Source organism: Paenibacillus sp. J45TS6 (assembly GCF_018403285.1).
Classification (GTDB): domain Bacteria; phylum Bacillota; class Bacilli; order Paenibacillales; family Paenibacillaceae; genus Paenibacillus.
Window position 1 is genome coordinate 1 of the sequence record NZ_BOSJ01000006.1, and the last position, 26703, is coordinate 26703.

Consider the following 26703-nt stretch of genomic DNA (forward strand, 5'->3'; position numbering starts at 1 on the left):
TAAGATGTGTATAGCTCATGGCGGATTCTCCTTGTAGGTGTTGTGTGGTAACTCCATTCTACACGAATCCGGCCATGGGCCATTTTTTATTTTGAACTAGGTGTCGCACTTCATATTACAATCCGTCTTATAAAAAAGGAGAGGAAAGATAACTTGCCGTGCCGCCTGCTTCCATTTTTACATATGTTGTATGATCACTACCCTTGCCATATTCTTCTGAAATCGATGAAGTCATAGAGAAAGGAGGAGTAGAAATGGTGTACCGTTATCTGGCACTTGGCGATTCACTGACGGTAGGTATCGGTGCTTTATTTGGAAGCGGGTTTGTTCCACTCTATCAAAAAAGACTGGAGTATCATTTACGCAGTCCTGTTCTTGTAAGTAACCAAGGAATCAATGGACTCACGTCCCAAAGACTTCTATCCATGGTAAGATACAATCAATACTTGCGGAATCTCATTGTACATGCTGACATTATTACGATCTCCATTGGCGGGAATGATTTGATTCAGGCAGCTCGTTCAACGAGGTGGAATTTGAGTTCTCCATTATTCACCCAGACTTTGGACGTATGTGAGTATCATATGAGAGAGATGCTTTCACAGATCCAATCCTTAAAAAAGGATTCACCTTACTTTATTCGGCTCGTCGGACTGTATAATCCGCTGCCTAAGAATGAGGCTGCCTATCATTGGGTGAAACAATATAATGACTTTCTTACAAGTCTAGATAGTCCTAAAATAGCAACGGCCCAGCTTCTGTATGCTTTTCAGGGAAGGGAAAGGGAATTATTATTTTTTGATAAGGTCCATCCAAGCAGTAAAGGATATCGGGTTATCGAATCGCAGCTGGATCGTGTAGGCTATGCTCCGCTGTTGAAGCTAGAGAAGCCTCACATATTACGCAAAAAGAAGAAATAAGAATAGGAAGGGTGCAAGCAAAAGCCAGCTTGTATCCTCTACGTTTCGGTTAGAGGAATATTTCGATATAGAAGAAGGAGCAACCATATATGCAAATAGCAAACAGATCCTCCATCACAAAAGAAGAAGAATTACAGGTTCGCCGTATGCTTATAAATTACTTCGAGCCTTCCTTATCAGGAACAGAACTTGAGAATTGTATGATTTGGCGGTTAACAGGAGGGATGAACAACTCTACGTACTTGATTCATCTGAAAGGGAAGCGATATGTACTACGTATGTACAATAGTCACCAGGATAAAGACAAGGTTAAGTATGAACATGCTATTCTGAATAGCCTTACAATACATAAGCAAGCGTTTGTATATCCGCAGCTGGTACAGACATTGGAAAATACGACATTTACTCATCACGAAGGGAAAATCGGAGCCTTATTTCATTATCAAGAAGGGAGTAATGCGGTACGAATGGGGCCGAGTCAATACTTGCAATTGGGACAAAAAGCGGGCCAGGTTACACTCGCATTGTCTCGAATAACGGTTCCTTTAGCGCCTGTATATCCACCTTACTACAGATTGGATCTAGCTTATCCGGAAATTTCGCAAGCAAAGTTCATTCGCTTTCTACAGCAACCCGACTCGTCTTTTCTAACCCTGCGTCAAGAAACCAAGGAAATAGCAGAAGTAATTGAAGAGCTGTTCATCAAGACTCGCGGGGGACTCGAAGATCTTCCTCACCAACTCGTACATGGAGATCTGAATGCTTCTAATATCTTAGTAAATGAAGAAGGGGATATAACCACGATTCTTGATTTTGAGTTTGCTACTTGGGACCTTCGTGTGATGGAACTGGCTGTTCCTCTTTCAGATCTCATCACTGGCATGATTTTGAATGAGAACTATACCGCAAAAGCAGAAGAGAAGATGTGGAACAATCTTAATGCGCTGATCAGCGGCTATACTTCCGAAGTTACCCTACTACCCGAAGAGAAGGACATGATACCGTCTCTTGTTCTTCTGCGCAGAGTAGATGTCGTCATGCATTTTTTGACTCGGTATCATAAAGGAATTGATCCAGCAGATATAGTTAGCGATCAGCTGCAGAAGTTGATAAGCTGCGTAAGGTGGCTTGCGTTACATCAGGCTAGAGTGAGACAATTGTTATAGAAAAAAAAGCGTTCTTCTTCAGTTGAATAGAAAAAGAAAGCTTTTTAATCTGTTTATATTAATTTCCGAAAGAAACTGCGGACAGCCCAGCGACGCTCTTGCCGTTTTTTATATTTAGGCAGAGAGCGGTATACGTCAATCGACTGACGGTAGGCTTCTTTTGCCTCATTCTTTTGGCCGAGCTTTCCGTAGACAAGTCCGAGGTAATAGAAAGATTCACTGGAGGAAGACTGGATGTCTTGAAATTTCTCTACATATTGAAGTGCCTTAGCCTGATCCGTATCCTTGTATGCAGAAGCAAGACGGAGGTAAGGTTGGCCGTATTTTACTTTTGGATTCAGTTTAGTAGCGTGCAGCGTATGTTGTTCCCCTTGTTCAAGCTGCCCTTGATGAATTTCTGTCGTTCCGACCATATCCCAATATTCTGCTGAGTGATCATAAGACGACTCAATCGATAGTAGTAACTGCTGAGCTTCTCTGTACTTTTTGCGTTCAATCAGGAGTCTCGCTAAGTCAAATTTGGAAGTAACGTCATTTGGATTCAGCGCAATTTGCTGACGATTTTTGGAGATGCTTCGCATCCGTTTAAAAGGTTTTGTAATGCTTGGAAATACACCGACAAAACGCCGATCCAGAAGATAAAAAATAAGAAACAGTACAATAATAGCAATAAACGGATTACCAATGATATAGAAAAGCAAACCAAATAGTAAAAACTTACTCATAACCTTCCCCCTGATAAATAATTAGTAATCTCCTCATGTCGAACTTATGGCATTACGAACCTTGCCGAGTTTGCTTCCGATACACGCCGAGTCACTTTAGTCTGATCCTTCTCCAGCAGATGATTGTATCTCGCGCTGAAGCGAACATTTCAATATTATACCATATACGCTCGTGACAGAGTTTCTATAAGTCTAGTAAGATGGAAGTAAATAATGTGGAAAAAGGAGTACAATCATGACAGAGAAAATCAGACAGCAAATCGAGTTTATACGCGAAATTGATAAATTGAAGCACGTATTTCGGCAGTCTTATCTAATGAATCAAGAAAGACACGAGAATGATGCGGAACATAGTTGGCATATTGCTGTTATGGCCTTGTTGCTGAAAGAACATAGTCATGAGGATTTAGATATGACAAAAGTGCTGCACCTGCTTCTCATTCATGATCTGGTAGAAATCGATGCGGGAGATACGTTCGCTTACGATGTCAAAGGATATGAAGACAAATGGGAAAGAGAACTTGCGGCGGCAAAACGAATATATGGGCTGCTTCCAGCGGAACAAAAAGAGGAATGGATGAATCTGTGGCTTGAATTTGAAGAAGGCCTGACAAAAGAGGCACAGTATGCAGCGGCGATGGATCGTCTGCAGCCGGTCCTTCACAATTTTTATACGGAAGGCAAAGCTTGGAGAGCCAATCAGGTATCTGCTGTGTCTGTTAGAAAAAGGCTGGCGGTACTAAAAGAGGTTTGCCCTGCCCTAGATACATTTGCTAATGAATTGATTGACGAAGCGGTAGAGAAGGGTTACCTGTTACCGTAAGACGAATTCAGTAAGCGAGAAGGGAGGATTCTCTTAAAATAAGAGGAGTCCTCCCTTTATTTATTAGATATTAACTTTAAGGAAACAAATAGAACGTTTAGCGCATTAGTCTTCGATAGGAGGAAGGAGTCATCCCGGTATGTTTCTTAAATAATCGGTAAAAATGCGGAAGACTCTCAAACCCGCTGGCTTCCGCAATGGCTACCATTGTATCATCGGTACGCAGCAGTTTTTCTTTCGAGAGAATGATGCGTCTCGCCGCAACATATTCGGTGAGCGTCATCCCCGTATGCTGTTTAAAAGCTCGGCTAAAGTGAGCAGTAGAGATGGAAGCATCCTGAGCAAGTTCAGAAAGAGACACAGGCTGATGAAGGTGCTCGTCTAACCTTTTAAGGGCTTGCGCCATCCAGATCGGCCCCGATAACGTTGTTTTTTCAGGTTTTACAGCATCCGTCATCCGCATCAGGGAAATCAGCATCAGCTGTAACAACAAGAGGGTGGCATAAGTCCTCAAATGCTCCTGACTTACTGTTTCTGTATAAATCTGTTCAATCCATCGTTCGAATTCATCCATTTGTTTGTGGTTCAGTACTTGGATATAATTTCGCGACTTTCGAGACCTTTCGAAAAACTGCTGAATGGATGCTGCTTCTCCTCCCATACCTTGAAAGACAGCAGGGCTGATATAAAAAGCCGAAGACGTCAGCGGATTCTCTGCATCTTGAAAGGTGCGATGAAGTGTATTGCCAGGAATAATGATAAGACTTCTAGCCTTAATATCGACGATCGAGTGATCAATTAACATTTTTCCTTCTCCTTGATGTACACAAATCAGTTCATGCCAGTCATGAAAATGGTCAGGAAGTTCATGTTCAGGAAGTTTGGTTTCATGATATAACATGCGAAAAGGAAGATCGATTGCTGCTTTTAGACGCCCATCCACGGGTGCCTCGAGCTCATATTTCATAGCTGCTCTCTCCTTCTACATACAATATCATCTGAGAGTATATTTTAAGCAAAAATAGCAATTTATGTTCTTTCAGATGATGATACAATGAACAACATAAGGATACAACCACTAATAATAGAGGTGAAGAGTGTGACGGTAAAAAAGGATTATCCAAGACTAAGTATACAGAACAGTAACAGTCACCTAAATTCAGTTCATTCCGAGATCAAACAGCTCCCTGTGAAAGTTCTTCAGATCGGCGAAGGGAATTTTTTGCGGGGGTTTGCAGATTGGATGATTTATGAAAGCGCTATTAAAGGTGCGTTTAAAGGAACGGTAGCTGTAACCCAGCCTAGACGGAAAGGTAGAGGGAAACTGCTGAATATACGGGAACAAGACGGTCTGTATACGCTGCTGACAAGAGGCATTGTTAATGGGACGGCCGTTGAGAAGGCATCCATCATTCCTATTTTGTCTCGTACAATCGACCCTTATGAAGAATGGCAAGATTTTTTACAGCTTGCGATAAGCCCTGAACTGGATATTATCATCTCAAATACGACAGAAGCAGGTTTAACCTACCTGGAGACGAGATATGAAGAGGGTGTACCGATCGATTCTTTTCCTGGTAAACTTACGGTGTTTTTACATGAACGATATACTCACTATTCCGGAAGCAAAGAGAGCGGGGTACTTATTCTGCCTTGCGAACTTGTCGATCGAAATGGAGATGTTCTCAAAAAATACGTGCTGCAGCATAGTATTGATTTTGGCTTTTCGGATTCGTTTCGGGAATGGGTTCAGCAGGACAATCGGTTTCTGAATAATTTGGTAGATCGGATCGTCACGGGTGCCCCTTCAGAGGAAGAGGCGGCTGTACTCACAGAGCGTTTCGGATATGAAGATAAGTTAATGACCTTAGCTGAGCCTTACCATCTGTGGGCGATTGAAGGGGAACCGGACCTTGATGACAGGCTTCCGCTTGCGCAAGCAGGACTGAATATCCACTGGACCTCAGATCTAAAGCCGTTTCAGCTTCGGAAGGTACGTCTCCTAAATGGTTCTCATACCCTAATGACCCCGATTGCTATACTCAAAGGTCAGACATATGTGCGTGAGACGATGGAAGACAGCGAGCTTGGAGTATTTGTAAGAGAAGCAGCGGAAAAAGAAATCATTCCTGCCCTTGATCTGCCTGAGGAGGAAATGCAATGTTATGTCAAAGAAGTGTGGGATCGTTTCCTGAATCCTTATATCAATCATAAACTGACAGATATTATGCTTGGCTCTATCTCTAAGTTTAAAGTAAGGCTGCTTCCGACCCTGCTTGAAAGTATCAACAAAAACGGGGTTCTGCCTGAGCGAATCGTCACTTCTTTTAGTGCACTGCTTCGTTTATATAGGGCGGAACATACGGATAAAGGATATGTGTCAAGCACTTTTAGCGGGCAGATAGTAATCCTGCGGGATGAGGAACAGCTGCTTGCATCCTTGACTCAGCATTGGTCCCAGTACAGCGGAGCTAATATGAATGAGGTCGTTTCGTATATATTGGCAGATGAACAAATATGGGGACAGAACCTTGATCTGATCTCTGGGCTGCGGGATCAAGTGGCAGAGCATCTGAACAAGTGGGAAGAGGAGGAGCATAATGAATACGTATGAATCTTCTGTAACGGATTGGACACGGCTTCATCCGAATGATGATGTGCTCATTGCACTCCGTAATCTAAACGCAGGTGAACAGATTGAGGTAGCCAGCGGACAACATATCATTTTGAAAGAGGATGTCCCAAAAGGGCACAAGTTTGCCGTAAGGGAGCTTCAAGCAGGCGAACATATTATGAAATACGGTTATTCCATAGGTATCGCTAAGGAACAGATCGAGACAGGAAGATGGCTTCATACACACAATGTCAGCACAGGACTAAGCGGACTTATTGACTACGAATATATAAAGACCCCTCTCGAAAAACCGGCGGTTGTTCCTGCGAATCTTCATACTTTTCAGGGGTACAGACGAAGTAACGGCAAGGTAGGAATTCGTAACGAAATCTGGATTATTAATACGGTTGGATGTATTAACAAGGTATGTGAGGCACTGGCGAAAATGGGGAATACAGCTTTTCAGGGCCGTGTGGACGGGGTCTATCATTTTGCTCATCCGTTCGGTTGTTCACAGCTTGGTGATGATCTTAAGTATACTCAGCAGCTCCTTGCGTCCCTTGTATCCCACCCCAATGCCGGCGGCGTATTAGTCATTGGGCTTGGCTGTGAGAATAATCAGATCGAAGAATTTAAGACGTTTATTCCAGCTGAGGATGGGGAGAGAGTACGATTCCTAAAAGCACAGGAAATTGATGATGAGATGGCCGAAGGGCTGCGCTTATTAGAAGAACTGACGGAGCTTGCGGAGAAGCAGGAGCGTGAACCTGTTCCTATATCTGAACTTACCATTGGTCTGAAATGCGGCGGCTCAGATGGTTTCTCGGGTATCACGGCTAACCCTCTAGTTGGGGCTGTATCCGATAAGCTCGTTGCAGCTGGCGGTACAGCAATTCTTACCGAAGTACCGGAAATGTTTGGAGCGGAAACGATTCTAATGAACAGAGCTCGCAGTGAAGAAGTTTATGAAGAGCTTGTGAACTTAATCAACAATTTCAAACAATACTATGTGAACCATGGACAGAATATTTATGAGAATCCTTCTCCGGGTAATAAGGAGGGAGGAATCACCACCTTGGAAGAAAAATCACTGGGCTGTACACAAAAAGGCGGACATTCAGAGGTAGTAGATGTAGTTGCTTATGGGAAGAAGGTAACGCAAAAAGGGCTCAACATTGTGGAGGCTCCCGGTAACGATCTGGTATCCGTAACCGCCCTGTCGGCTGCAGGTGCACATATTGTTTTATTTACGACCGGACGAGGAACTCCTTTTGGCGGACCGGTTCCTACTGTTAAAATTGCAACCAATTCGGATCTTGCTAATCGCAAAAAGCACTGGATTGATTTTAATGCAGGTCAGCTGCTCGAAGGAAAAGCGATGGACGATCTTGCGAATGAATTTCTGGCAGAACTGATTGATATTGCGTCGGGGAATAAAGTGACGAACAGCGAACGTTATGGTTTCCGTGAGATCGCGATTTTTAAAGATGGAGTCATCTTATAGATGTAAAATCATTCTGAAAAATGCGAAAGGCCGGCAGAGATAGTGCATTTCTCTACTGGCCTTTTTTAGCGTGTTCTTTTAGATGATTCCGTAGCTAGCGAGTGTCTTAAGACGCTCCATCGTGAGATGTCCCCGCCATTCTGCTTCGGCTGCTACACTTAGCGCAGGCCAAGAGATTGGCCAGCCTCCGTCTTCTTGTTGAGAGGATAGAAGATGCTCCAAATGCTGCTCCGTAATCTCCTTGGGTACAAAGCGAGCTGCATAGCTGTCTGAACGAGGCGCCCAGTCCAGCACTTTTTGTACATAACCGGTTGCTTTTGGATTCAGCTCGATGACACCAGGCTGCTCTAGCAAATGATCGAGTTTTTGTTTAAGTCGAATGGATCGCTCGCTCTCATCCTGATTTTCCAGAAAATGTATCGCTTGAATAAGATTGTGATATCCTTCTAGTTCAGTGTTTTCAAGGGAAGACCAAACAAAATCTGCAGCCTTTTTAAACCAGTTTTCCCGAAGGAATGGATGCCAATCCTTACATTTATATAGTAGTCCAATAATAGAACCTGATGGATTAAGAGAAGCTGTGTCATCTTTTTCCGTTGTCCACCAGGGTGCATGGGGATAATCGTTTACGTTCTTAAAAGAATAGGGCCAGCCGCCAGTTGTAGGATTCGCATGTTTCTGCAGGAAAAACCCAAGTCCTGTAAGGATACGTTCAGGATAAAAGTGAACTTCATCCAGTAAATGAAGCGCAAACTCAGCACCTTGAGGCTGACTGTAAGGACTGCGAATATCGGGTTCTAGTGCATGCCCAAAACCGCCATCCTGATTTTGATAAGCGGCCAGCGCTTGGACTACGGATTCTGCAGATCTTTGTCCTGTCGCATATTCAAAACGGTAACGATCCAGCAAGCGAGCATGGGTGTACATGAAATGATGAGCTTTTTTCACAACCGGATGAGACACATCTAGTAATGGATATGTTGTCATAGTTTGAATCACTCCTTCAGTGCGTGATCGTATCCTCTTCTGTATTCCTCGTGTTCCTCTATTTCCCTGCAAAACGGTAAGGGAAATAGAAAATTCCCGCACTCTCTGCTACTGCAGATCGTACGGGAATAAGTATCTAGAAACTAGTTGTGATAGCACTTGTAGAGAACTATTTAACTTGCAAAATTTGTACTCCGCGTCCTTCAATTTGGATTGTTCCCTGAAGAGCAGTACCTGTCAGAAGATCCTCGACCTGAACATCACCTAAATCATAGGAACAAGCTTCCTTATTGAAGTTGAGCACAAATAGATAAGAGATTCCGTCTTTTACACGGCGGCTGACTTCAACGCCATCAGGTGTAACCAGCGTCTGTTCAATACCTTTATCGGCTGCTATTTTATCAACCAGGCCCTCTAGGAAGCTAATTTCTGGATCAGAAGCGACATAGTATGCTTCACCAAGGCCAAATACATTACGGGTCAAGGATGGCATGCCTTGATAGAAATCTTCACCATACTCAGCAATCACTTCTGCACCTTCCGTATGGAGCAGATCACAGAGCAGACCGCATTCATACTCGCCCGAAAGTTTGCCATATGCGTTTTTAACAATCATTTTGTTCTTCTGGTCCGGGAATAGTGCATCGATTTCTTCTACCCAGATACCGAGAAGATCTCGAAGTTCACCAGGGTATCCTCCTACCGTGACTAGGTCATTCTCATTAACTACTCCGCTGAAGAACGTAGTAACAAAAGTGCCGCCGTTTTTTGTGAAAGTCTCCAGTTTATTAGCGAATCCGGGTTTCACCATGTAGAGCACAGGTGCTACTACAACCTCATAGGAAGAAAGATCAGTATCGACGCTGATCATATCAACCTGGATATTCTGGCGATAGAAGGCAGCATAGTACTTATGAATTTGTTCTACATAATTCAGTGCTACCGAAGGACCGCTTGATTTCTCAATGGCCCACCAGTTCTCCCAATCAAACAGAATGGCTACTTTAGATTCTACACGAGAGTCAATTATTCGATCTCCGAGTTTCGCGAGTTCTTGGCCTAGCAGAGTTACTTCACGGAATACCCGGGTATTTTCATGGCCTACATGTTCAATGACCGCACCATGGTATTTCTCACAAGCCCCAATGGATCTGCGAAGCTGGAAGAACATCACCGTATCTGCTCCATGGGCAACCGTCTGGTAACTCTGGAGACGCATTACGCCTGGACGTTTTAAAGAGTTGTAAGGCTGCCAGTTTTGCTGGCTTGGAGTCTGCTCCATCAGCATGAACGGCATACCGTCTTTTAGACCTCTCATTAGGTCATTTGCCATCGCTGTCTCACTAGGAGGAGTGGTGAGACTCGGGTAGCTGTCCCAAGATACGATGTCCATATGTTTCGCCCATTTAAAATAATCAAGTTGTTTGAAGAATCCCATCAAGTTCGTCGTTACCACAGAATCCGGTATATATTTTTTAATTGCATCATACTCCATCTTGTAGCAAGCGAGCATACTATCCGAATTAAAACGAGAGTAGTCAAGGGAGATCCCTTGGAAATTAGTTCTGCGCTCACCCCATTCTTCACTGAGATTACTTGGGAGTACGATCTCATCCCAGTCATAGAATGTATGTCCCCAAAAAGCAGTGTTCCAGGCTTTATTCAGGGTATCCAGGTTCTGATAACGTTGTTTTAACCATACACGAAAAGCACGTTCGCAGTTGTCACAGTAACACTCACCGCCATATTCATTGGAAACATGCCATACAAGTACTGCAGGATGATCTTGATAACGTTCCGCAAGCTTGCTAGCAATCCGTTCGGAGTACAAACGATAGGTCGGGCTATTTGGACAGGAGTTGTGTCGCCCGCCAAACTTCCGTTTTCGGCCATCTCGATCTACACGGAGTACATCGGGATATTTAGTAGCCATCCATGCCGGATGAGCGCCGGTACTTGTTGCTAGACAGACATAGACACCGCTTTCATAGAGGCTGTCGATCAGTTCATCGAGCCACTCAAAATGATAGGTGACTTCATCAGGCTGGTTTTTAGCCCATGAGAATACATTAATCGTTGCGATATCGATACCTGCTATTTTGAACATACGAAGATCTTCTTGATGTGTTGCCTCGTCCCATTGCTCTGGATTATAGTCGCCGCCGTAGAATATTTTAGGAAGTTTGGAACTAATCAATGGATTCACCTCTTGTATAAGAATAAGTCCATGATATATCATGAGATATATTTTTAAAATATAAGAATTGTAGAGATGTATATAATAATATGGAACTATACTTGAGGTGAAGTTATGCTGCTTACTCCAGAACATCAGCGTTTTTTTATGACGAGCAGAGAACAACCGCTGCCACTATATATTGAAAGTATTGGAGCGAATTTGAATCAAGAATCGATCGTGCGTTCCGCAGGATATCCTTGCTACCACTGGCTGCAGACCATGGAAGGAGAGGGAGAGTTTACTTTCGCCGGAAAAACGTATCGACTTCTCCCGGGAACCGGTGTACTTGTGGCCCCAGGTGAACCGCATGAGTACAAAAGAAAAGGAGCAGATAGGCTATGGTCTACTCTATACATTACGTTTAGCGGTCCGCAGTCGAGTGCTATTCTAGCAACGCTGGAACTTGAACCATCGGCATGTTACCTGTGGGACCCTTCTTCAGAGCTCCAGTTCTTTGGAGAACAAGTTCTTGGCTCAATCGGCAGTGATCGGGATTTAACCGGTCTTGAAGCATCAGGTGATCTGTATCGTTTTCTATTACTGCTTAAAAAATATGGAACGACAGGAAATTCACCTTCGTTGTCTCACTCTCTTGAAAGGCTTGCTCCACTGCTGCAGTTTATGGAAGAAAAATTGAGTGATCCGAGTGTCGGTTTATCGGAAATGGCAGCTGTACTTTCGGTGAGTCCCCGATATGTCAATACTCTCTTCAAGCAATCTTTTGGAGAGACCGCTTATGGATATTTTATCCTGAAACGAATCCGCAGAGCGAAAGAAATTCTCACATCACGTCCGGATATGACGGTTAAGGAAACGGCAGAAGCTGTCGGTTTCCGGGATGCAAGCCATTTTGTAGCTACCTTTCGTAAGACCGAAGGTGTAACACCAGAACATTTTCGTAAATTGTACTAATGAGTGAAACAGTCTCTTAATACTTTTAGTTGCTTTAATCGGGACTATATATAGATCAAAATGATTCTTTAGGATTGATGAAAACGGTTTTATGTAGGATGATGGGTTAGATAGACGAGAAACATCACTTGAGATGAAGAAAGAAGGGGAAAGAATGTCTGAACTATTCATTTGGCCTGGTCAGCCTCCTTATGCAGCAGAAGGATATGAAGCAGATCGACCAACACTGAGAGCATACCCAGCGGAAGGAGCCAAAAGCGCTGTTATTGTCTGCCCAGGCGGCGGATACTGTCATCTAGCCGATCATGAAGGAGAGCCCGTAGCAAAGTGGCTGAATGAAGCGGGCATTTCGGCATTTGTATTAAAATATCGGATCTTTCCGCACAGAGAACCTGCACCTCTCGCTGATGCTAGACGGGCGATACAATATGTAAGATCCCATGCACAGGAGTATGGGATTGATAAAAATCGGATTGCTATGCTGGGATTCTCGGCTGGAGGACATTTGACTGCGAATGCGGGGACTTCGTGGGTTCCTGGTGAAGAAGATCCGAAAGATCCTGTAGCTTCGGAGAGTTCTAAGCTGAATGCAATGATTCTCTGTTATCCTGTGATTACGATGGAGGATTACGGTCATTTTGGTTCAAGAGAAGCATTACTTGGTAAAGCCGCTTCGAGCGATCTCATTCAAAAATATAGTAACGAAAAGCAAGTATGCAAGGAAACACCGCCTGCTTTTATTTGGCACACGTATGAAGATGAGGCAGTCCCTTTACAGAACAGCCTTGCTATGTCTATGGCGTTAAGTGAATCAAGAGTTCCTCATGAGCTTCATGTATTTGAAGAAGGACGGCATGGAATCGGACTGGCTGAGGAGTTTGAAGAAACAACAGGAAAGTGGAAGGAACTATGTATTACCTGGCTTCGGAAACAGGGATGGTAGAGAGGGCTAAGAAGATGAGAAGGCCTGGGGATATAAAGCTATAAGCTGAGGACAGGGTTATAATTACCAGAGATAGTCACTGATACGGAAGAGCAGGCCTGGATTTTTGTATGCGGTATGGGTCTTGGTGATGGTTAGATGGTAGTCTTGCGTTTAAGTAGAGTGAATCTCGTGTATTAACATGGGTAGATACACCAGCCAGAGTGTTATAGCGATTAGCGAAGGAGTGTTTAACATGGCAGAACTTGAACTTGTACTTGATGCAAAAGCGAAGCTTGGAGAAGGTCCCAGCTGGGATGCGGAAGCGGTCCGTTTATTTTGGGTAGATATTGAAGGGTTTAAGCTGCATGCTTATGATCCGCAGACGGGCGAGGATACCGTTTATGATATCGGACAACATATTGGAGCTGTTGTACCATACGAGAAAGAACGCGTTATCGTTGCGCTGCGAGAGGGGTATCATGAGTACAACCTCCATACGGGAGAGCTTGAGCTTATTCATGACCCGGAAGCGGGCCGTAAGGATAACCGATTTAACGATGGCAAATGTGACCCAGCAGATCGTTTTTGGGCCGGCACGATGAGTCTTGAAGGAAAAGACAAGCAAGGTGCCTTTTATTGTCTAGAAGACGGAGAAGTCAGCACCATATTTACCGAAGTTTCCACCTCTAATGGTCTATGCTGGAGTCCTGATCATAAAACCATGTATTACATTGATACACCTACAGGTAAGGTAGATAGGCTTGATTATGATGAGAAGACAGGCGAGTTGTCTAATCGCAGAACAGCGGTGGATTTTCCTGAGAATGTTGGTTTCCCTGATGGCATGACCGTAGATGCAGAAGGGATGATCTGGATCGCACATTGGGGAGGATCACAAGTCAGCCGCTGGAATCCGGAAACAGGAAAGATGCTGTCACACATAGAGATTCCTGCCGAGCAAGTGACTTGTTGCTGCTTTGGAGGTCAAGATCTGAACGAGCTGTATATTACTACAGCGCGGAACGGACTAAGCGCCGAACAACTCAAAAAAACGCCGCACGCGGGAGGACTGTTTCGAATCAAACCGGGTGTAAAAGGAATGCCGACTTTCCGTTATAAGCAAAAATAAGTTGTTCCGAAATATCTAAATCATCATATTTTACTGAGTAACCCTAAAAAGACATGGTAAAGATCGTATAAACGATCCTTTCTGCGTCTTTTTATTTTGGATAATTGATTTAGTTATCGAGATATACGTAACTTTTTCTCTGCCAAAGTGTTTATAGAGTAATAAATACAATGAGAATAAGGGATAGGGAGGACTATAATTTAGCAAAGGGGATAGTGCGATGAATGACGATCATTTCCAAGATCAGAACCAATTTTCTAAACCCATTGATCCATATAGTGCTAAAGCAAATTTTGATGTGAAGGAAGAGGAGCTACATAAATATGGTGTTCCATCATTATGGCGTGAAGTTTCTAATTTGCTGATTATTGTCGGAATTATTGCAGGCGTAGTTTTATTGTCTCGAATCTTCTAGTAATAATTAGTAACTAATAACAAGAAACGGAATTTTAAAAACACAAAAACCACAGGTGGATAATGGCTATCCATTCTGTGGCTTTTATATGATATATATTAATTGCGGATAAGATAATCAAATGCTCCTAGTGAAGCCGTTGCACCTGATCCCATGGAGATAATGATTTGTTTGTAGGCACTGTCTGTGCAGTCGCCGGCAGCAAATACGCCAGGAAGGCTTGTTGCGCCATGCTTATCTACAATAATTTCACCCATTCTCGTACGTTCGATTGTATCGCCTAACCAATCTGTATTTGGAACCAGACCGATTTGAACAAATACGCCTTGAAGTTCGATATGTTGAACAGTTCCTGTATCGCGTTCAATATAGGAAATACCATTTACTTTATCCGTACCTGTAATTTCCTTCGTTTGAACATTTTTAAGAACGGTAACGTTTGGCAAGCTGTAAAGACGCTCTTGAAGAACAGAGTCTGCTTTAAGCTCAGGCATAAACTCAAGTACCGTTACATGTTTTACGATACCAGCAAGGTCAATGGCAGCTTCAATACCAGAGTTACCTCCGCCGATAACAGCTACATGTTTGCCTTCAAACAATGGGCCGTCGCAGTGAGGGCAATAAGCTACACCTTTGTTTTTGAACTCGGCTTCGCCCGGTACGCCAACATTGCGCCATCTAGCACCTGTGGAAAGAATAACCGTCTTACTCTTAACAACAGCACCGTTTTCCAGCTCGATTTCGATAAGATCTTTTTTCTCCAAACGTTTTGCACGCTGCAGGTTCATTAGATCAATATTGTACTCTTTTACGTGTTCTTCGAGGCTTGCAGCCAGTTTAGGACCTTCTGTATGTTTAACACTGATAAAGTTTTCGATACCAAGTGTATCCATAATTTGTCCACCGAAACGTTCTGCAATAATACCTGTACGAATCCCTTTACGAGCAGCATAAATAGCAGCACTTGCACCTGCTGGTCCACCGCCGACAACGAGTACATCAAATGGTTCTTTATTGCTGAACTCGGATGCATCTGGAGTGCTTCCTACTTTTGCAAGAATTTCTTCCAAAGACATACGGCCGCTTCCAAATGATTCTCCATTCAAGAAAACAGTAGGAACAGCCATGATATCTTTGCTTTCCACTTCTTCCTTAAATGCAGCACCATCAATCATGGTATGTGTGATGTTTGGATTCAGTACGCTCATTACGTTTAACGCTTGAACGACATCAGGACAGTTATGGCAAGACAAGCTGATGTAAGATTCAAAATGGAGTTCATCTTGAATGCTTTTCACTTGATCAATTACCTTTTGATCTACTTTTGGAGGTCTGCCGCTTACTTGAAGCAAAGCAAGTACCAGGGAAGTAAATTCATGTCCTAAAGGAATACCAGCAAAAACAACACCTGTGTCTTCAGAGACACGGTTTACGCTGAAGCTTGGTGTTCTTTCCAATTTTGCATGTTCAACTTTAATTCTGGAGGACATTGTAGCCAGCTCGTCCACTAGGGAGAGCATGTCACGGGAGACTTCATCGTCCCCCGCACACACTTTAAGTACTACGTCGCCTTCCAGAAGCTGAAGATATTGTTCTAATTGAGCTTTAATATCTGCTTCTAGTATCATATTGACGCACTCCTTAGATTTTGCCTACAAGATCAAGGCTTGGTTTCAGTGTTGCACTTCCTTCTTGCCATTTAGCCGGGCAAACTTCACCTGGGTTGTTACGTACATATTGTGCTGCTTTGATTTTGTTAACAAGTGTACTTGCGTCACGGCCGATACCGCCAGCATTGATTTCTACTGTTTGGATAACACCATCTGGATCGATGATGAAAGTACCGCGATCAGCAAGACCAGCTTCTTCGTCCAGTACATCAAAGATACGGGAAATTTTTTGGGAAGGGTCACCGATCATAATGTATTCGATTTTACCGATAGCTTCGGAATGATCGTGCCAAGCTTTATGTGTAAAGTGAGTATCTGTAGATACAGAGTATACTTCTACGCCAAGTTCTTTAAGTGCAGCATATTGATTTTGAAGATCTTCCAGTTCAGTTGGGCATACGAAAGTGAAGTCTGCTGGGTAGAAGCATACTACGCTCCATTGACCTTTAAAGTTTTGTTCAGAAACTTCGATAAATTCACCTTTTTGAAAAGCATTAGCTTTAAATTCTTGTACTTCTTTTCCGATTAGAGACATATTCATGTTCCTCCTAAAGTGTTGTGTATGTTATTACAGAATTTATACTTAACTAGTATTGAAATAAAATTCAAAACTAATTAAATAATAATAATTCTAATCTGATAATTATTATCATATAAGCTTATCATTCTGTCAAGAATAATTCTCAATTAGATTTAATTTTTTATCTCGTAGATGTTTTTTTAATAAACTATACTCTGCCCAGTTATGTGTTCTTTCATTAAAGGGACATCTGCGAAGAGAAGAGGAGTATTTTTAGTATCTTCATCTATAAGCTTACAGAGAATAGAATCAATATTCAAATGCAGTGCTTTGTTGTTTACAGTTTTTATATGGGGAATTACTTTGAAGTCAGGTTAATACTTGCAATTCAATTGATAAGTTTAGAGTGGAAATGAGAAGTGAATAGAATCTATTTGTAGGAGCAGAGAATGTAAGAGAACAACTTGGTAATTTTCCTTCTTCTATTATAGAGGTGAGAAAAGTATATTTAAAGTGATTATTTTCCTTTACAAAATAATTTAGGGCGCCTCTTTCGAGACGCCCAAATCATGGGAGAGGAGAAACCGGATGAAGAGCTTATGGGGAAACGTAAGTCTTCTCCGCGGTTGTCTACGGCACTTGTGATGCCGATAATTACATCATGACCGCTCACAGGTAAGTTTATACATGACCGGGCTAATTTCTTTTTGCCGAATTCATTTGGGCATTTTCACATCTATTATAGATTGTGGTACGATATCGATATAATAAAGGCACATATTAAGACAGAAACAGGGTGACATAAAAAGGTGAGAGTGATATCAGGCACAGCTAAAGGAAGACCGCTTAAAGCAGTTCCCGGAACAGGGACACGTCCGACAACCGACAAGGTGAAGGAAGCGGTCTTTAGTATGATTGGACCTTATTTTGAAGGTGGAAATGTGCTCGATCTTTTCGCTGGCAGCGGCGGACTTGGCATAGAGGCACTTAGCAGAGGGATGGACAAGGGGATATTTATTGACCTTGAACCCAAAAGTATCGAAGTCATTCGAGCTAACTTGAAGGCTACAAAGCTTGAGAATAAGGCAGAAGTATATCGCAATGAGGCAGGCAGAGCTTTGAAACTGCTGGCAAAACGTGCTTACAAGTTTGATGTTGTTTTTCTAGATCCGCCTTACCGGATGAAGAATGCAGATGAACTCATGCTGGCGATGCAGGAGAACGATATGTTATCTGAAGACGCCATCGTAGTCGTTGAATATGATGCGGGTCATGAGTATGAGGAGCACTTTGGACATTTTGACCAAACTCGAAAAACAACCTATGGAGATACGGCTATATCGGTTTACCATTATTCCCCCATCACTGAATCAGTGGAGGAAGATATAAGTCATAATGAAACGAGTCAGGAGATACAAGTTGATGAATAAAGAAGTATATTCAGGCGAGAGAGTGGCCGTCTATCCGGGTAGTTTTGATCCCGTAACGATGGGGCATCTCGATATCATTACAAGAGCTTCCAAACAGTTTGATCGTCTGGTGGTAGCTGTTCTGAACAATAAAAGCAAAAATCCTCTATTTTCCGTAGAAGAACGTGTTGAATTACTGGAGATGGTTACGAAGGATCTGCCCAATGTAGAAGTGGACAGTTTTCGTGATCTTACTGCGAGCTATGTACGAGTTAAAGGGGCCGATGTCATTGTGCGCGGAATTCGGTCGGTAACGGATTTTGAATACGAATTGCAGCTCGCGTCCTTAAATAAGAAATTAAATAAGGACGCCGAGACTATTTTTATGATGACCGATCCGATTTATTCCTATCTTAGTTCCAGTGTGGTTAAGGAAATTGCAAGCTTTAATGGTGATGTGACAGATCTGGTGTCCAAAGAAGTGGAAGAAGCGCTTAGACGTAAAGTTAATGAGAAAAAGGCCCTCGAGTAGACTTCCATCCGGCAATCCATTTGGATAACAAAATGAACGTTGTTAACAGCAAAATGAGAAGCATACCGAGCCATCCCGCATACTGGAAACCGTTTATTACAGGTTCTGAGATTCCGTTTATTCCGGGGGAAGCGTCATTGAACACGGTTCTAGTGGAGAGAAGCCACATTTTAATCGGTGTCCACAAGATCAGGACAAGAATATAAGAAATACATGCATGTAATATTCGTCCGAAAGTAAAGATAGAAGTGCTGATTCCGTACGGTTTCAAAAGGGCTGAGACTTGCCAGTGTGAACTCAGTCCTCCCCAGCCGATCGCCGCTGCAAGCAACCCGAACTGGAGTGGCTGCGAGATGATATCTGTGGAACGAAGAGCATAAGCACCAAGGTGTATTTCAAAAAAAGAAGACCAGAGGTAATCTGGGAAAAATGGAGTGACGTATTTTCCAATCAACTTGATAAGGACAGAAAATACGATCATAGAGCCACCTGTCATCATTAGTACTTGAACGGCATGACTTACTGTATCTCCGAGCAGTTTCCCAAAACTTCGGCCGTCTTTTTTTCTAGTCAAGGCAGCGGCTTGATACATGGAGTAGAGCAGACCTTTTTTTGGAACGGTTGGTTCATGTACATGTGGGTTCGTATTACTTACCGATACTGCATCATTTTTGTTAGCAAACCTCGCGAGAATGAATCCGGAAAGGATACCAGCTGCCCAGTGAACCAGGATGAGGACGTAACCGACAACGGGATTTTGATAAAAAGCCGCTCCAATGACAACGAGCAATGTCATAGGATTGGTAAAATGGGTGAGAGAAGCAAGCCGTGAGGCTTCTTTTGACGTGATTAACTTTTGCTCATACAGCTGTACTGCGGTATCGGCTCCGGAAGGGAAACCAGCACTCATGCCCACGGCAAGTCCAATACCGCTTGCTCCTGGCATTCGAAATCCTTTTTTCATTAAGGGTTCGATGAGTACACCCAGTCCGTGGGTAAAACCGTAAGCAGTCAGCATCTGTGACAACATCAGAAATGGCAGTAATGCAGGAAACACCATTTTCCACCAGATATCAAGTCCCTGCATGGAGGCCTCAAACGCCTCTTCGGGTGATGAAATAATGGCGACTACAAGGAAAAGAGCACCTATGCCCAGCAGCATTGTGATGAGATAGGGAGGAACTAAGGTCCGCATAGCTGCGCTTGTTTTCTTATTAAAGTTCAATGAACGATCACCTCTATAGGTAAGATAAAGACCGACCCTGTAAAAGAAGGGGCGCGGTTTTTTTTAAGGTTGAATGGTAGTGGTGCAACATGTTCTTGTTAGCTTCTACTTCAAGTTCTGTGGATGAATATGTTGTCCTATACATGTATATGTAGAATACAAAGAACAAGAACAAGCTGTCTGTAAGTAAGGAGGAGGTGGACGATCATGAGTGATATGCGTAGAAAAAGCGGAATGCGAACGACGCTATATATCGCCGTACTTGCCATTATGGTTTATGTTTTGGTGTACATGCCTACGCCATATATCATTACTCAGCCGGGTTCGGCAGAGGCAGTAAAACCCATGGTACAAGTGAAAAATGGGGATGAAAAAGAAGAGGGCGAATTTCTCATGACCACCGTATCGGCGAGTTACGCGAATTTGTCACTCCTCTTTTTATCTGTATTTAATGATCATGCGGAGATTGGAAAGAAAGCAGAGCGTCTTCAAGGTAAATCGAAAGATGAATATTCGGCAGAACAGGTTTTCTATATGAGTGATTCTCAATCTTCTGCTATGGAAGCTGCTTATGAGCAGGCTGGCATTGCTTATAGTATTGTACCTGAGCATATATTTGTGTTTGGTTTGTCCAAAGATCCTGCTCCTCAAGGGGATATCCAAGCAGGTGACAAAATATTGTCTGTAAACGGTGTGCCTACTCCCGATCATACGGTTCTGTCTAAGGAACTGCAGGATAAAGAAGTGGGAGACACCATTGAAATGCAGTTAAATCGGAATGGAGAGACCATCACGAGAGAAGTTACGCTTGTTCCGATTAAAGATACGAATACAGGGAAGACAAGAGCAGGTCTTGGCGTGATGATCGGAACGATTCAGAAGGTGAAGCCGGAAGATCCAGCTCATCAGATCGAATTTAAGGATACCCGGGTAGGCGGCCCTTCTGCAGGACTTATGTTTACACTGGAGATTTATAATCAGCTTACTCCAGGGGATTTGACAAAAGGCCATATTATTGCCGGAACAGGGACGATTACGAAAGAGGGCATCGTTGGACCGATCGGCGGTGTAGTGCATAAAATTGTAGCTGCGGACCGGAAAAATGCTGAAATTTTCTTTGTGCCTAGAGATAATTATGAGGATGCAAAGAAAAAGGCAGATTCCATCAAAACAGAAATGAAACTCGTTCCTGTGGACACGGTAGAGGATGCCCTTGAATATATCGATACTCTCTCCGAAAAATAAATCTTTTTTCATTACATCTCCGTTGGTAATGAAAATTAGAAGTGAAAAAAATAGGGCATATAACTTGAGGTCAGAGACTTCACGTTATATGCCTTATTTTTATTGGATCATCAATATGGATGATCATAATGATTTAGCTATATATATTTCATGTCATTTTTCTACAATCCGTACAGGGGGTTCGTAAAAATCACGATATAATAGCCTAGGATCCGGCTTAGGCATCCCCATTCCATAGACTGCTGTTGCCTGCTGATCCCATGTTAATTGATCATGCTCGAAGGCAGACGTTTTAATGACGATCGGCAGTGTTGCTTTTTTACGCATTTCTTTTAACAAGGCTTGTCCTCTATCTGTGAATCCAAGAACCCGAATATAATGAGGGCCTTGACGCAGAATGTCCGGAGTCATTTTTCCCTTCTCATGATGAAGAAGAATATGAGTCAGCATGCGCTGAAGTTTTGTTTTTGTATACCTTTTGGTTTTGACCGCTTCAAGGAGAGCGTGGATGGAGAGCTCTGGAAGCTGAGGGAGCAGTTTAAGTAAACGATACTCCAGGCCCTCAGTGACCTCGCCAAAGCGTGCAAGCTCCTCCGGGCTCTTTGTCACGAGCTGTGTAAAAAGCGCATCACGGTAGCGCTCCAGATCCACAGGAGCGCGTCCATTCTGCCATTCGCGATGCAGAATGGCAAGTACCTCCGCCGGCACATACGGCGCCGCGGCTGCAAGGCCGTCCTCGCCGAGCAGAAGCCGGCGCACGGCCGTTGCACTTGCGATGCCGCCTGTGCCAGGCATCGCATCATGGTATCCGGCGCCGGTACGCTGCGCCGTGAAGGGCCTGATCGCGCTGCCTAGACGGCGCAGCGCGATAAGATAGTGCAGCCCAAGTGTATTATTGGGCTGCTTCAGCAAGGCCAGAGCCCCCGCAGGATCACTGCCGGGGGCAAGAGCAGCCGCAGCCGCTGCATAGGCTGCGGGATAGCTTGCACCGCTGGCAAGCTGCTGCTGGAGGAGGGGAGCCAGAGCCTGCGGCTCACTGGCTAAGAGGTCCGCCAGCTCCATCAGCGGTGCAAGCTCTCCCGATTCGCTGCCAAAGCAGAGCGAATCAACAACGCCTGTATGGTGCAAGGTGGCCACTGCACCATAGGCAAACCATTCCGCCGGCTGTACTGCATATGCAGCCGGCAGCTCAAGCACGAGATCGACGCCCATCGTAAGCGCCATCTCCGTGCGTGCCCATTTGCTGACGATTGCAGGTTCACCGCGCTGCAAAAAATGCCCGCTCATGACGGCAACGACTGCGCTCGATTGCGTGAGCCTTTTCGATTCTTCTAGATGATATACGTGACCGTTATGCATGGGATTATATTCTACAATCAGTCCTACCGCGGAATTCACGATATTGTTCAACCTCCCGGATTTGCTTAAGACCTGCTTTATTTGTTATCTTAGTTAAATCAATTTCATAATACCTTTAGCTGCTTTAATCAGGAGTATATATAGATCAGAATGGTTCAATTTGTCTATATATAGTTACGATTTTTATCGTTTTAATGAGTTATGAAATTGATTATAGTAGGATATTATTTTGAATTAGCCGTTACGGTAACTGTTTTTACAGGAACAGCTTATCCTCCAATACAGGGTGTAAAGTTTAAAGTGTTGACAAACCTCTTTGAAAATCGTTATAATGATTTTTGTTTGTTAGACCCTTTTCTCAACATACTTATGTCTGTATTGCAACACACTAAGATAGTATACAGTAATAGGGCTGATTGAAAAAATGGTTTATCGTCTGGAGTGATTATAATGCAAATGTCATTTCGCAAGATGGCAGCAAGTACTGAGCCTCTAAAGGTATCGAAATCGCTTGATATTAGTCATCTTATTCGAAACAACAAGGAAATCACAGCCGTGTCCCCTTTGCAGGCAGAACTAACACTAACTGCATTACCGGGAGACGTTGTGGATGTTCAAGGTCCGTTAACGGCCGAAGTGGATATGCTCTGCTCTCGTTGTCTTGGTAACGTACATGAACATTTAGATATGAAATTCGCCGAACAGTTCAAACAAGGAACAGAGCCGGAAGATGTGGATGAAGAGGATGATACCTTGTATGTGGACGAGGATACCGTGAATCTTGATCCATTTATGGAAGAATATTTCTTGCTGCATCTACCGTTTGCGCCGCTGTGTAAGCCTGATTGTAAAGGGCTGTGTCCTACATGCGGTACCGACTTGAACCAAAGCAGTTGTGACTGCGACAATACTGTTGTGGATCCGCGGCTTGCTGGGCTTAAGGATTTCTTTAAATGATATTAATCATTCGGTGCATCACTTAGTGTGCATGAATGATTGATAGTAGATATTAATTATTCGGTGCATCACTTAGTGTGCGTGAATAATTAATAGTAACATTAATTGTTTGGTGTATCGCTTAGCGTACATAAATAATTAATGGTTGATATCAATAACTAGTTGCATCACAATAGGTATGCATGGATTATTGAAAGTTTTTGCTGAATACATGACATCTGTGCTATTATGCAACAGTTGATTTTGATAAGGAGGTGGGAATTGTGGCAGTACCTCAACGGAGAACATCCAAAACTCGTCGTGACAAACGTCGTACTCACTTTAAATTGGCAGTGCCAGGTATGGTGAAATGTGAACAATGCGGAGAAATGAAGCTTGCTCATCACGTATGCAAAGTGTGCGGAACGTACAAATCTAGAGAGATCATCTCTCAATAATAGCTTTGCTGCGAAATAGTACTCTATCCTAGGATAGAGTACTATTTTTTTGTGAGTAATAAAGCAGTACTTTCTTTTTGCGTCAGCTTCCTTTATACTAAGCTTTAGTACCAGGTTCTAACCTTGGTTAGTTTGTTATCTAAAAATGGTTTATCATCATTGCCTTTAGGTATCAGATACCTGATTGATGAATGAATAATAAAGAATATAATGTTATGAATATATAGATGGTTTGACTATGGTTTACATAGACTAACGCGGATTAGTCTCACATATACAACGTAATGATTTTAACTTGAGATTGTATAATTTCGGAAGTAAGGGGGAGCTTGGTCATAGAACGCATACCGAAAAGACAGAGGCAACAGCAACTTGCACAGATGATTGAGGACAATCCTTTTATCACGGATCAAGAGTTAACCAGACTGCTGAAGGTAAGTATTCAAACCATTCGTCTTGATCGTATGGAACTTGGCATTCCTGAACTGCGTGAGCGGATGAAGCTGATGGCTGAAAGGTCATATGATCAAGTTCGCTCCCTTCCGTTACATGAAGTGATCGGAGATATTGTTGATCTTCAGCTTGATAAAAGTGGTATTTCCATTTTTGAAATTAAAGATAAACATGTATTTTCTAGAACGGGTATTGCGCGTGGACACTATGTGTTTGCGCAGGCCAATTCACTTGCTGTTGCGGTAATTAACGATGAGATCGCACTCACTGCCTCCGCAGATATTCGGTTTGTAAGACCGGTTCATTTAGGAGAGAAGTGTATTGCTAAGGCATATGTTCGTTCGATGCCGGAACAGAAGGGAAAGGCAAAAGTAGAAGTGTTCGCTTATGTTGGAGAGGAAATGGTGTTTCAAGGAAACTTCGTCATTTACCGATCTGCAAGACAAGATAGCGAAGAGGGAGGTAATCATCATGAGGATCGTCATTGATGCAATGGGAGGCGACAATGCACCAGCTGCAAGTGTAGAAGGTGCCCTTCTTGCTGCTAAGGAATGGAAAGATACAGAGATTGTACTTGTCGGAGACGAAACAGCAATTGCGCCTTATCTTGGGAATGAACGGCCAGTGAATTTGACTGTTCAGCATGCATCTGAAGTGATTACGTCTGATGACGAACCTGTCAGAGCTGTTCGCCGCAAGAAAGACGCTTCGATGGTCGTTGCAGGACGAATGCTTCGTGAAGGCAGTGCAGATGCGATGATCTCAGCTGGCAATACAGGTGCGCTGATGACAACAGGGCTGCTCGTAGTAGGCAGAATGCATGGGATTGAGAGACCTGCCCTTGCTCCTATGATTCCAACCATTGATGATAAGGGAATGCTTGCGCTTGATCTTGGTGCGAATATGGATGCGAAACCAGAGCATCTTGCGCAGTATGCACTTATGGGAAGTATATACCGTCAGAAAGTCCAAGGTATTGAGCGCCCGAGAGTGGGACTTCTGAATGTGGGTACAGAACCGGGAAAAGGGAATGAACTGACGAAAGTTGCCTACCCTCTTTTGGAGAAACTGCCGATTCATTTTATTGGAAATGTAGAAGCAAGAGATATTCTTATGGGAACATGTGATGTACTCGTCTGTGACGGTTTTGCAGGTAATATACTGCTGAAATCGGTAGAAGGCGCAGCGGGTGCTATTTTTGCTCTCTTGAAAGAACAGTTTTCTTCTTCACTGAAGACAAAACTGGCAGCAGCAATGCTTATGCCGGAACTGCGCAGTCTAAAAGGAAAACTGGATTACAAAGAACATGGCGGTGCACCTTTGCTTGGACTTAGCCGTCTTGTTGTTAAGAGTCATGGTTCAGCAGATGCAAACGCAATTAAGAATGCCGTTCGGCAGGCTAGAATAGCGATTGAGAATCAGCTGGTTGAAAGTATATCTAAGGAAATTACAGGGAAGTGAGTGACATGATGAATACACATTTGCGTCCAGTCGGTGTCATCGGTACAGGTAAATATGTACCTGAACGTATTTTGACGAATCAGGATATGGAAAAAATGATGGATACGAATGACGAATGGATCGTTTCTCGTACAGGGATTCGGGAACGTCATATTGCAGCACCTGAGCAAGCTACGTCTGATCTAGCTTTTGAAGCCGCAAAAGCAGCGGCTGCATCTGCAGGCATTAAGCATGAAGACATTGAACTGATTATTGTTGCAACGGTAACACCAGACAGTGCTTTTCCATCTACAGCTTGTATTTTGCAAGATAAACTTGGTGCAAAAGGAGCGGCTGCATTTGATCTGTCCGCAGCGTGTTCCGGATTTGTATATGGCCTGGCAACGGCAACAAGTCTTATCCAAACGGGGATGTACAACAATGCACTCGTAATAGGTGCGGATTGTCTCTCTAGAATTACAGATTATACAGACCGTAACACAAGTGTCCTTTTTGGAGACGGCGCTGGAGCTGTAATCCTGGGCGAAGTACCTGAAGGTCGCGGATTCAAGTCGTTTGACCTTGGAGCTGAAGGAGCAGGTGGTTCGCTTCTGAACTTGCAAGCAGGTGGTTCTAGATTGCCAGCTTCAGAAGAGACGATTGCGAATAAACAGCATTATATCTACATGAACGGAAGAGAAGTCTTTAAATTTGCGGTTCGCGTAATGGGAACAGCTACGATTGATGTACTAGCAAAAGCTGGACTCGGAAAAGAAGATGTAGATCTTTTCATTCCTCATCAGGCTAATATTCGTATTATCCAATCTGCCATGCAGCGTCTTGAGCTTCCAGAGGAGAAGGTAGTTATTAATGTGGACAAGTATGCGAATACTTCTGCAGCATCCATTCCTCTCGCACTCGTTGAAGCAGCGGAAGAAGGCCGAATGAAACCGGGCGATAAAGTACTGATGGTTGGTTTTGGCGGCGGATTGACTTGGGGAGCTTCGGTTCTCGTTTGGTAATCAATGAAATGATTCAGCTATTATAATTTATTTATATTTTTTTATTTGACTCTAGTAATTGGACGAAAGGAGTTT

General features: G+C 43.3%; 25 protein-coding genes. 17 read left to right on the plus strand and 8 right to left on the minus strand.

All coding sequences use genetic code 11. The annotated features are described in order from the left end of the window. The first annotated feature begins 254 nt into the window (after positions 1 to 254). Together KJS58_RS10595 and KJS58_RS10600 are read left to right on the plus strand one after the other, a co-directional pair. On the plus strand, positions 255 to 920 hold the full coding sequence (locus tag KJS58_RS10595) for a GDSL-type esterase/lipase family protein (protein ID WP_213532499.1): 666 nt from the start codon (positions 255 to 257) through the stop codon (positions 918 to 920). Between the two features lie 89 nt (positions 921 to 1009). Further along, complete coding sequence (locus KJS58_RS10600) at positions 1010 to 2086, plus strand: phosphotransferase enzyme family protein (RefSeq protein ID WP_213532500.1); 1077 nt, start codon at positions 1010 to 1012, stop codon at positions 2084 to 2086. A gap of 53 nt (positions 2087 to 2139) precedes the next feature. Here the strand turns inward: KJS58_RS10600 and KJS58_RS10605 are convergent, their stop codons facing one another. Next, entirely contained in the window at positions 2140 to 2811 is a 672-nt protein-coding gene (locus tag KJS58_RS10605; protein WP_213532501.1) for a tetratricopeptide repeat protein, read from the minus strand. A gap of 235 nt (positions 2812 to 3046) precedes the next feature. On the opposite strand from KJS58_RS10605, the gene KJS58_RS10610 reads away from it, so the two are divergent. Further along, on the plus strand, positions 3047 to 3634 hold the full coding sequence (locus KJS58_RS10610; RefSeq protein ID WP_213532502.1) for an HD domain-containing protein: 588 nt from the start codon (positions 3047 to 3049) through the stop codon (positions 3632 to 3634). Positions 3635 to 3731: 97 nt separating this feature from the next. Here KJS58_RS10610 and KJS58_RS10615 read toward each other — a convergent pair whose 3' ends face one another. Next, positions 3732 to 4601 (minus strand): AraC family transcriptional regulator, encoded by an 870-nt coding sequence (locus KJS58_RS10615; protein ID WP_213532503.1) that lies wholly within the window; start codon positions 4599 to 4601, stop codon positions 3732 to 3734. 132 nt (positions 4602 to 4733) lie between these two features. Between KJS58_RS10615 and KJS58_RS10620 the strand changes: the two genes are divergently transcribed. Continuing rightward, positions 4734 to 6248 (plus strand): tagaturonate reductase, encoded by a 1515-nt coding sequence (locus tag KJS58_RS10620; protein WP_213532504.1) that lies wholly within the window; start codon positions 4734 to 4736, stop codon positions 6246 to 6248. After that, positions 6235 to 7752 carry a UxaA family hydrolase gene (locus KJS58_RS10625; RefSeq protein WP_213532505.1) on the plus strand — a complete coding sequence of 506 codons (1518 nt, stop codon included), beginning with the start codon at positions 6235 to 6237 and terminating at the stop codon, positions 7750 to 7752. The genes KJS58_RS10620 and KJS58_RS10625 overlap by 14 nt, the downstream gene beginning before the upstream one ends. Positions 7753 to 7830: 78 nt before the next feature. On the opposite strand, the gene KJS58_RS10630 is transcribed toward KJS58_RS10625, so the two are convergent. Both KJS58_RS10630 and KJS58_RS10635 read right to left on the minus strand, forming a co-directional pair. Beyond that, complete coding sequence (locus KJS58_RS10630) at positions 7831 to 8739, minus strand: hypothetical protein (protein WP_213532506.1); 909 nt, start codon at positions 8737 to 8739, stop codon at positions 7831 to 7833. A 169-nt stretch (positions 8740 to 8908) separates the two neighbouring features. Next, the gene (locus tag KJS58_RS10635; protein WP_213532507.1) at positions 8909 to 10936 is read right to left on the minus strand and encodes a beta-galactosidase; all 2028 of its coding nucleotides are present in this window, start codon (positions 10934 to 10936) and stop codon (positions 8909 to 8911) included. A 114-nt stretch (positions 10937 to 11050) separates the two neighbouring features. Here KJS58_RS10635 and KJS58_RS10640 point away from each other — a divergent pair, with 114 nt between their 5' ends. From KJS58_RS10640 to KJS58_RS10655, 4 genes are all read left to right on the plus strand, one after another. Beyond that, the gene (locus KJS58_RS10640) at positions 11051 to 11890 is read left to right on the plus strand and encodes an AraC family transcriptional regulator (protein ID WP_213532508.1); all 840 of its coding nucleotides are present in this window, start codon (positions 11051 to 11053) and stop codon (positions 11888 to 11890) included. Positions 11891 to 12023: 133 nt separating this feature from the next. Continuing rightward, positions 12024 to 12833, plus strand: coding sequence for an alpha/beta hydrolase (locus tag KJS58_RS10645; RefSeq protein WP_249717181.1), 810 nt, complete (start codon positions 12024 to 12026; stop codon positions 12831 to 12833). A 235-nt stretch (positions 12834 to 13068) separates the two neighbouring features. Next, entirely contained in the window at positions 13069 to 13944 is an 876-nt protein-coding gene (locus tag KJS58_RS10650) for an SMP-30/gluconolactonase/LRE family protein (RefSeq protein ID WP_213532509.1), read from the plus strand. A gap of 220 nt (positions 13945 to 14164) precedes the next feature. Next, positions 14165 to 14359 carry a hypothetical protein gene (locus KJS58_RS10655; RefSeq protein ID WP_213532510.1) on the plus strand — a complete coding sequence of 65 codons (195 nt, stop codon included), beginning with the start codon at positions 14165 to 14167 and terminating at the stop codon, positions 14357 to 14359. 98 nt (positions 14360 to 14457) lie between these two features. Here KJS58_RS10655 and ahpF read toward each other — a convergent pair whose 3' ends face one another. Together ahpF and ahpC are read right to left on the minus strand one after the other, a co-directional pair. Continuing rightward, complete coding sequence (gene ahpF, locus KJS58_RS10660; protein WP_213532511.1) at positions 14458 to 15987, minus strand: alkyl hydroperoxide reductase subunit F; 1530 nt, start codon at positions 15985 to 15987, stop codon at positions 14458 to 14460. 13 nt (positions 15988 to 16000) lie between these two features. Next, complete coding sequence (ahpC, locus tag KJS58_RS10665; RefSeq protein ID WP_213532512.1) at positions 16001 to 16564, minus strand: alkyl hydroperoxide reductase subunit C; 564 nt, start codon at positions 16562 to 16564, stop codon at positions 16001 to 16003. A gap of 794 nt (positions 16565 to 17358) precedes the next feature. Between ahpC and rsmD the strand changes: the two genes are divergently transcribed. Both rsmD and coaD read left to right on the plus strand, forming a co-directional pair. Further along, positions 17359 to 17979: a 16S rRNA (guanine(966)-N(2))-methyltransferase RsmD gene (rsmD, locus tag KJS58_RS10670; protein WP_213532513.1), complete on the plus strand. Its 621-nt coding sequence runs from the start codon at positions 17359 to 17361 to the stop codon at positions 17977 to 17979. Next, positions 17972 to 18490 carry a pantetheine-phosphate adenylyltransferase gene (coaD, locus tag KJS58_RS10675; protein WP_213532514.1) on the plus strand — a complete coding sequence of 173 codons (519 nt, stop codon included), beginning with the start codon at positions 17972 to 17974 and terminating at the stop codon, positions 18488 to 18490. Before rsmD ends, coaD begins: the two co-directional genes overlap by 8 nt. Here coaD and KJS58_RS10680 read toward each other — a convergent pair. After that, entirely contained in the window at positions 18465 to 19715 is a 1251-nt protein-coding gene (locus tag KJS58_RS10680; RefSeq protein ID WP_213532515.1) for a nucleoside recognition domain-containing protein, read from the minus strand. The two genes, coaD and KJS58_RS10680, sit on opposite strands and share 26 nt — an antisense overlap. A gap of 207 nt (positions 19716 to 19922) precedes the next feature. Between KJS58_RS10680 and KJS58_RS10685 the strand changes: the two genes are divergently transcribed. Continuing rightward, positions 19923 to 20960: a SepM family pheromone-processing serine protease gene (locus KJS58_RS10685; RefSeq protein ID WP_213532516.1), complete on the plus strand. Its 1038-nt coding sequence runs from the start codon at positions 19923 to 19925 to the stop codon at positions 20958 to 20960. 153 nt (positions 20961 to 21113) lie between these two features. On the opposite strand, the gene KJS58_RS10690 is transcribed toward KJS58_RS10685, so the two are convergent. After that, positions 21114 to 22319: a nucleotidyltransferase gene (locus KJS58_RS10690; protein ID WP_213532715.1), complete on the minus strand. Its 1206-nt coding sequence runs from the start codon at positions 22317 to 22319 to the stop codon at positions 21114 to 21116. Positions 22320 to 22769: 450 nt separating this feature from the next. Between KJS58_RS10690 and KJS58_RS10695 the strand changes: the two genes are divergently transcribed. From KJS58_RS10695 to KJS58_RS10715, 5 genes are all read left to right on the plus strand, one after another. Next, entirely contained in the window at positions 22770 to 23276 is a 507-nt protein-coding gene (locus tag KJS58_RS10695; RefSeq protein WP_213532517.1) for a YceD family protein, read from the plus strand. A gap of 263 nt (positions 23277 to 23539) precedes the next feature. After that, positions 23540 to 23713 carry a 50S ribosomal protein L32 gene (gene rpmF / locus KJS58_RS10700; protein ID WP_160036476.1) on the plus strand — a complete coding sequence of 58 codons (174 nt, stop codon included), beginning with the start codon at positions 23540 to 23542 and terminating at the stop codon, positions 23711 to 23713. Positions 23714 to 24057: 344 nt separating this feature from the next. Beyond that, positions 24058 to 24654: a transcription factor FapR gene (gene fapR / locus KJS58_RS10705; protein WP_213532717.1), complete on the plus strand. Its 597-nt coding sequence runs from the start codon at positions 24058 to 24060 to the stop codon at positions 24652 to 24654. Continuing rightward, a complete protein-coding gene (gene plsX, locus KJS58_RS10710; protein WP_213532518.1) occupies positions 24638 to 25627 on the plus strand; it encodes a phosphate acyltransferase PlsX in 990 nt (329 codons plus the stop codon). Before fapR ends, plsX begins: the two co-directional genes overlap by 17 nt. Before the next feature lie 5 nt (positions 25628 to 25632). Then, positions 25633 to 26628: a beta-ketoacyl-ACP synthase III gene (locus KJS58_RS10715; protein ID WP_374705803.1), complete on the plus strand. Its 996-nt coding sequence runs from the start codon at positions 25633 to 25635 to the stop codon at positions 26626 to 26628. Positions 26629 to 26703 lie beyond the last annotated feature (75 nt).

Coding starts and splice junctions, on each gene's coding strand:
- KJS58_RS10615 (WP_213532503.1), bottom strand. CDS start 4,601: ATGAAATATGAGCTCGAGGCACCCGTGGATGGGCGTCTAAAAGCAGCA.
- KJS58_RS10630 (WP_213532506.1), bottom strand. CDS start 8,739: ATGACAACATATCCATTACTAGATGTGTCTCATCCGGTTGTGAAAAAA.
- KJS58_RS10650 (WP_213532509.1), top strand. CDS start 13,069: ATGGCAGAACTTGAACTTGTACTTGATGCAAAAGCGAAGCTTGGAGAA.
- KJS58_RS10685 (WP_213532516.1), top strand. CDS start 19,923: ATGAGTGATATGCGTAGAAAAAGCGGAATGCGAACGACGCTATATATC.
- KJS58_RS10695 (WP_213532517.1), top strand. CDS start 22,770: ATGCAAATGTCATTTCGCAAGATGGCAGCAAGTACTGAGCCTCTAAAG.
- KJS58_RS10625 (WP_213532505.1), top strand. CDS start 6,235: ATGAATACGTATGAATCTTCTGTAACGGATTGGACACGGCTTCATCCG.
- KJS58_RS10610 (WP_213532502.1), top strand. CDS start 3,047: ATGACAGAGAAAATCAGACAGCAAATCGAGTTTATACGCGAAATTGAT.
- KJS58_RS10645 (WP_249717181.1), top strand. CDS start 12,024: ATGAAGAAAGAAGGGGAAAGAATGTCTGAACTATTCATTTGGCCTGGT.
- KJS58_RS10605 (WP_213532501.1), bottom strand. CDS start 2,811: ATGAGTAAGTTTTTACTATTTGGTTTGCTTTTCTATATCATTGGTAAT.
- KJS58_RS10595 (WP_213532499.1), top strand. CDS start 255: ATGGTGTACCGTTATCTGGCACTTGGCGATTCACTGACGGTAGGTATC.
- plsX (WP_213532518.1), top strand. CDS start 24,638: ATGAGGATCGTCATTGATGCAATGGGAGGCGACAATGCACCAGCTGCA.
- ahpC (WP_213532512.1), bottom strand. CDS start 16,564: ATGTCTCTAATCGGAAAAGAAGTACAAGAATTTAAAGCTAATGCTTTT.
- KJS58_RS10600 (WP_213532500.1), top strand. CDS start 1,010: ATGCAAATAGCAAACAGATCCTCCATCACAAAAGAAGAAGAATTACAG.
- KJS58_RS10715 (WP_374705803.1), top strand. CDS start 25,633: ATGATGAATACACATTTGCGTCCAGTCGGTGTCATCGGTACAGGTAAA.
- ahpF (WP_213532511.1), bottom strand. CDS start 15,987: ATGATACTAGAAGCAGATATTAAAGCTCAATTAGAACAATATCTTCAG.
- KJS58_RS10690 (WP_213532715.1), bottom strand. CDS start 22,319: ATGCATAACGGTCACGTATATCATCTAGAAGAATCGAAAAGGCTCACG.
- KJS58_RS10655 (WP_213532510.1), top strand. CDS start 14,165: ATGAATGACGATCATTTCCAAGATCAGAACCAATTTTCTAAACCCATT.
- KJS58_RS10640 (WP_213532508.1), top strand. CDS start 11,051: ATGCTGCTTACTCCAGAACATCAGCGTTTTTTTATGACGAGCAGAGAA.
- coaD (WP_213532514.1), top strand. CDS start 17,972: ATGAATAAAGAAGTATATTCAGGCGAGAGAGTGGCCGTCTATCCGGGT.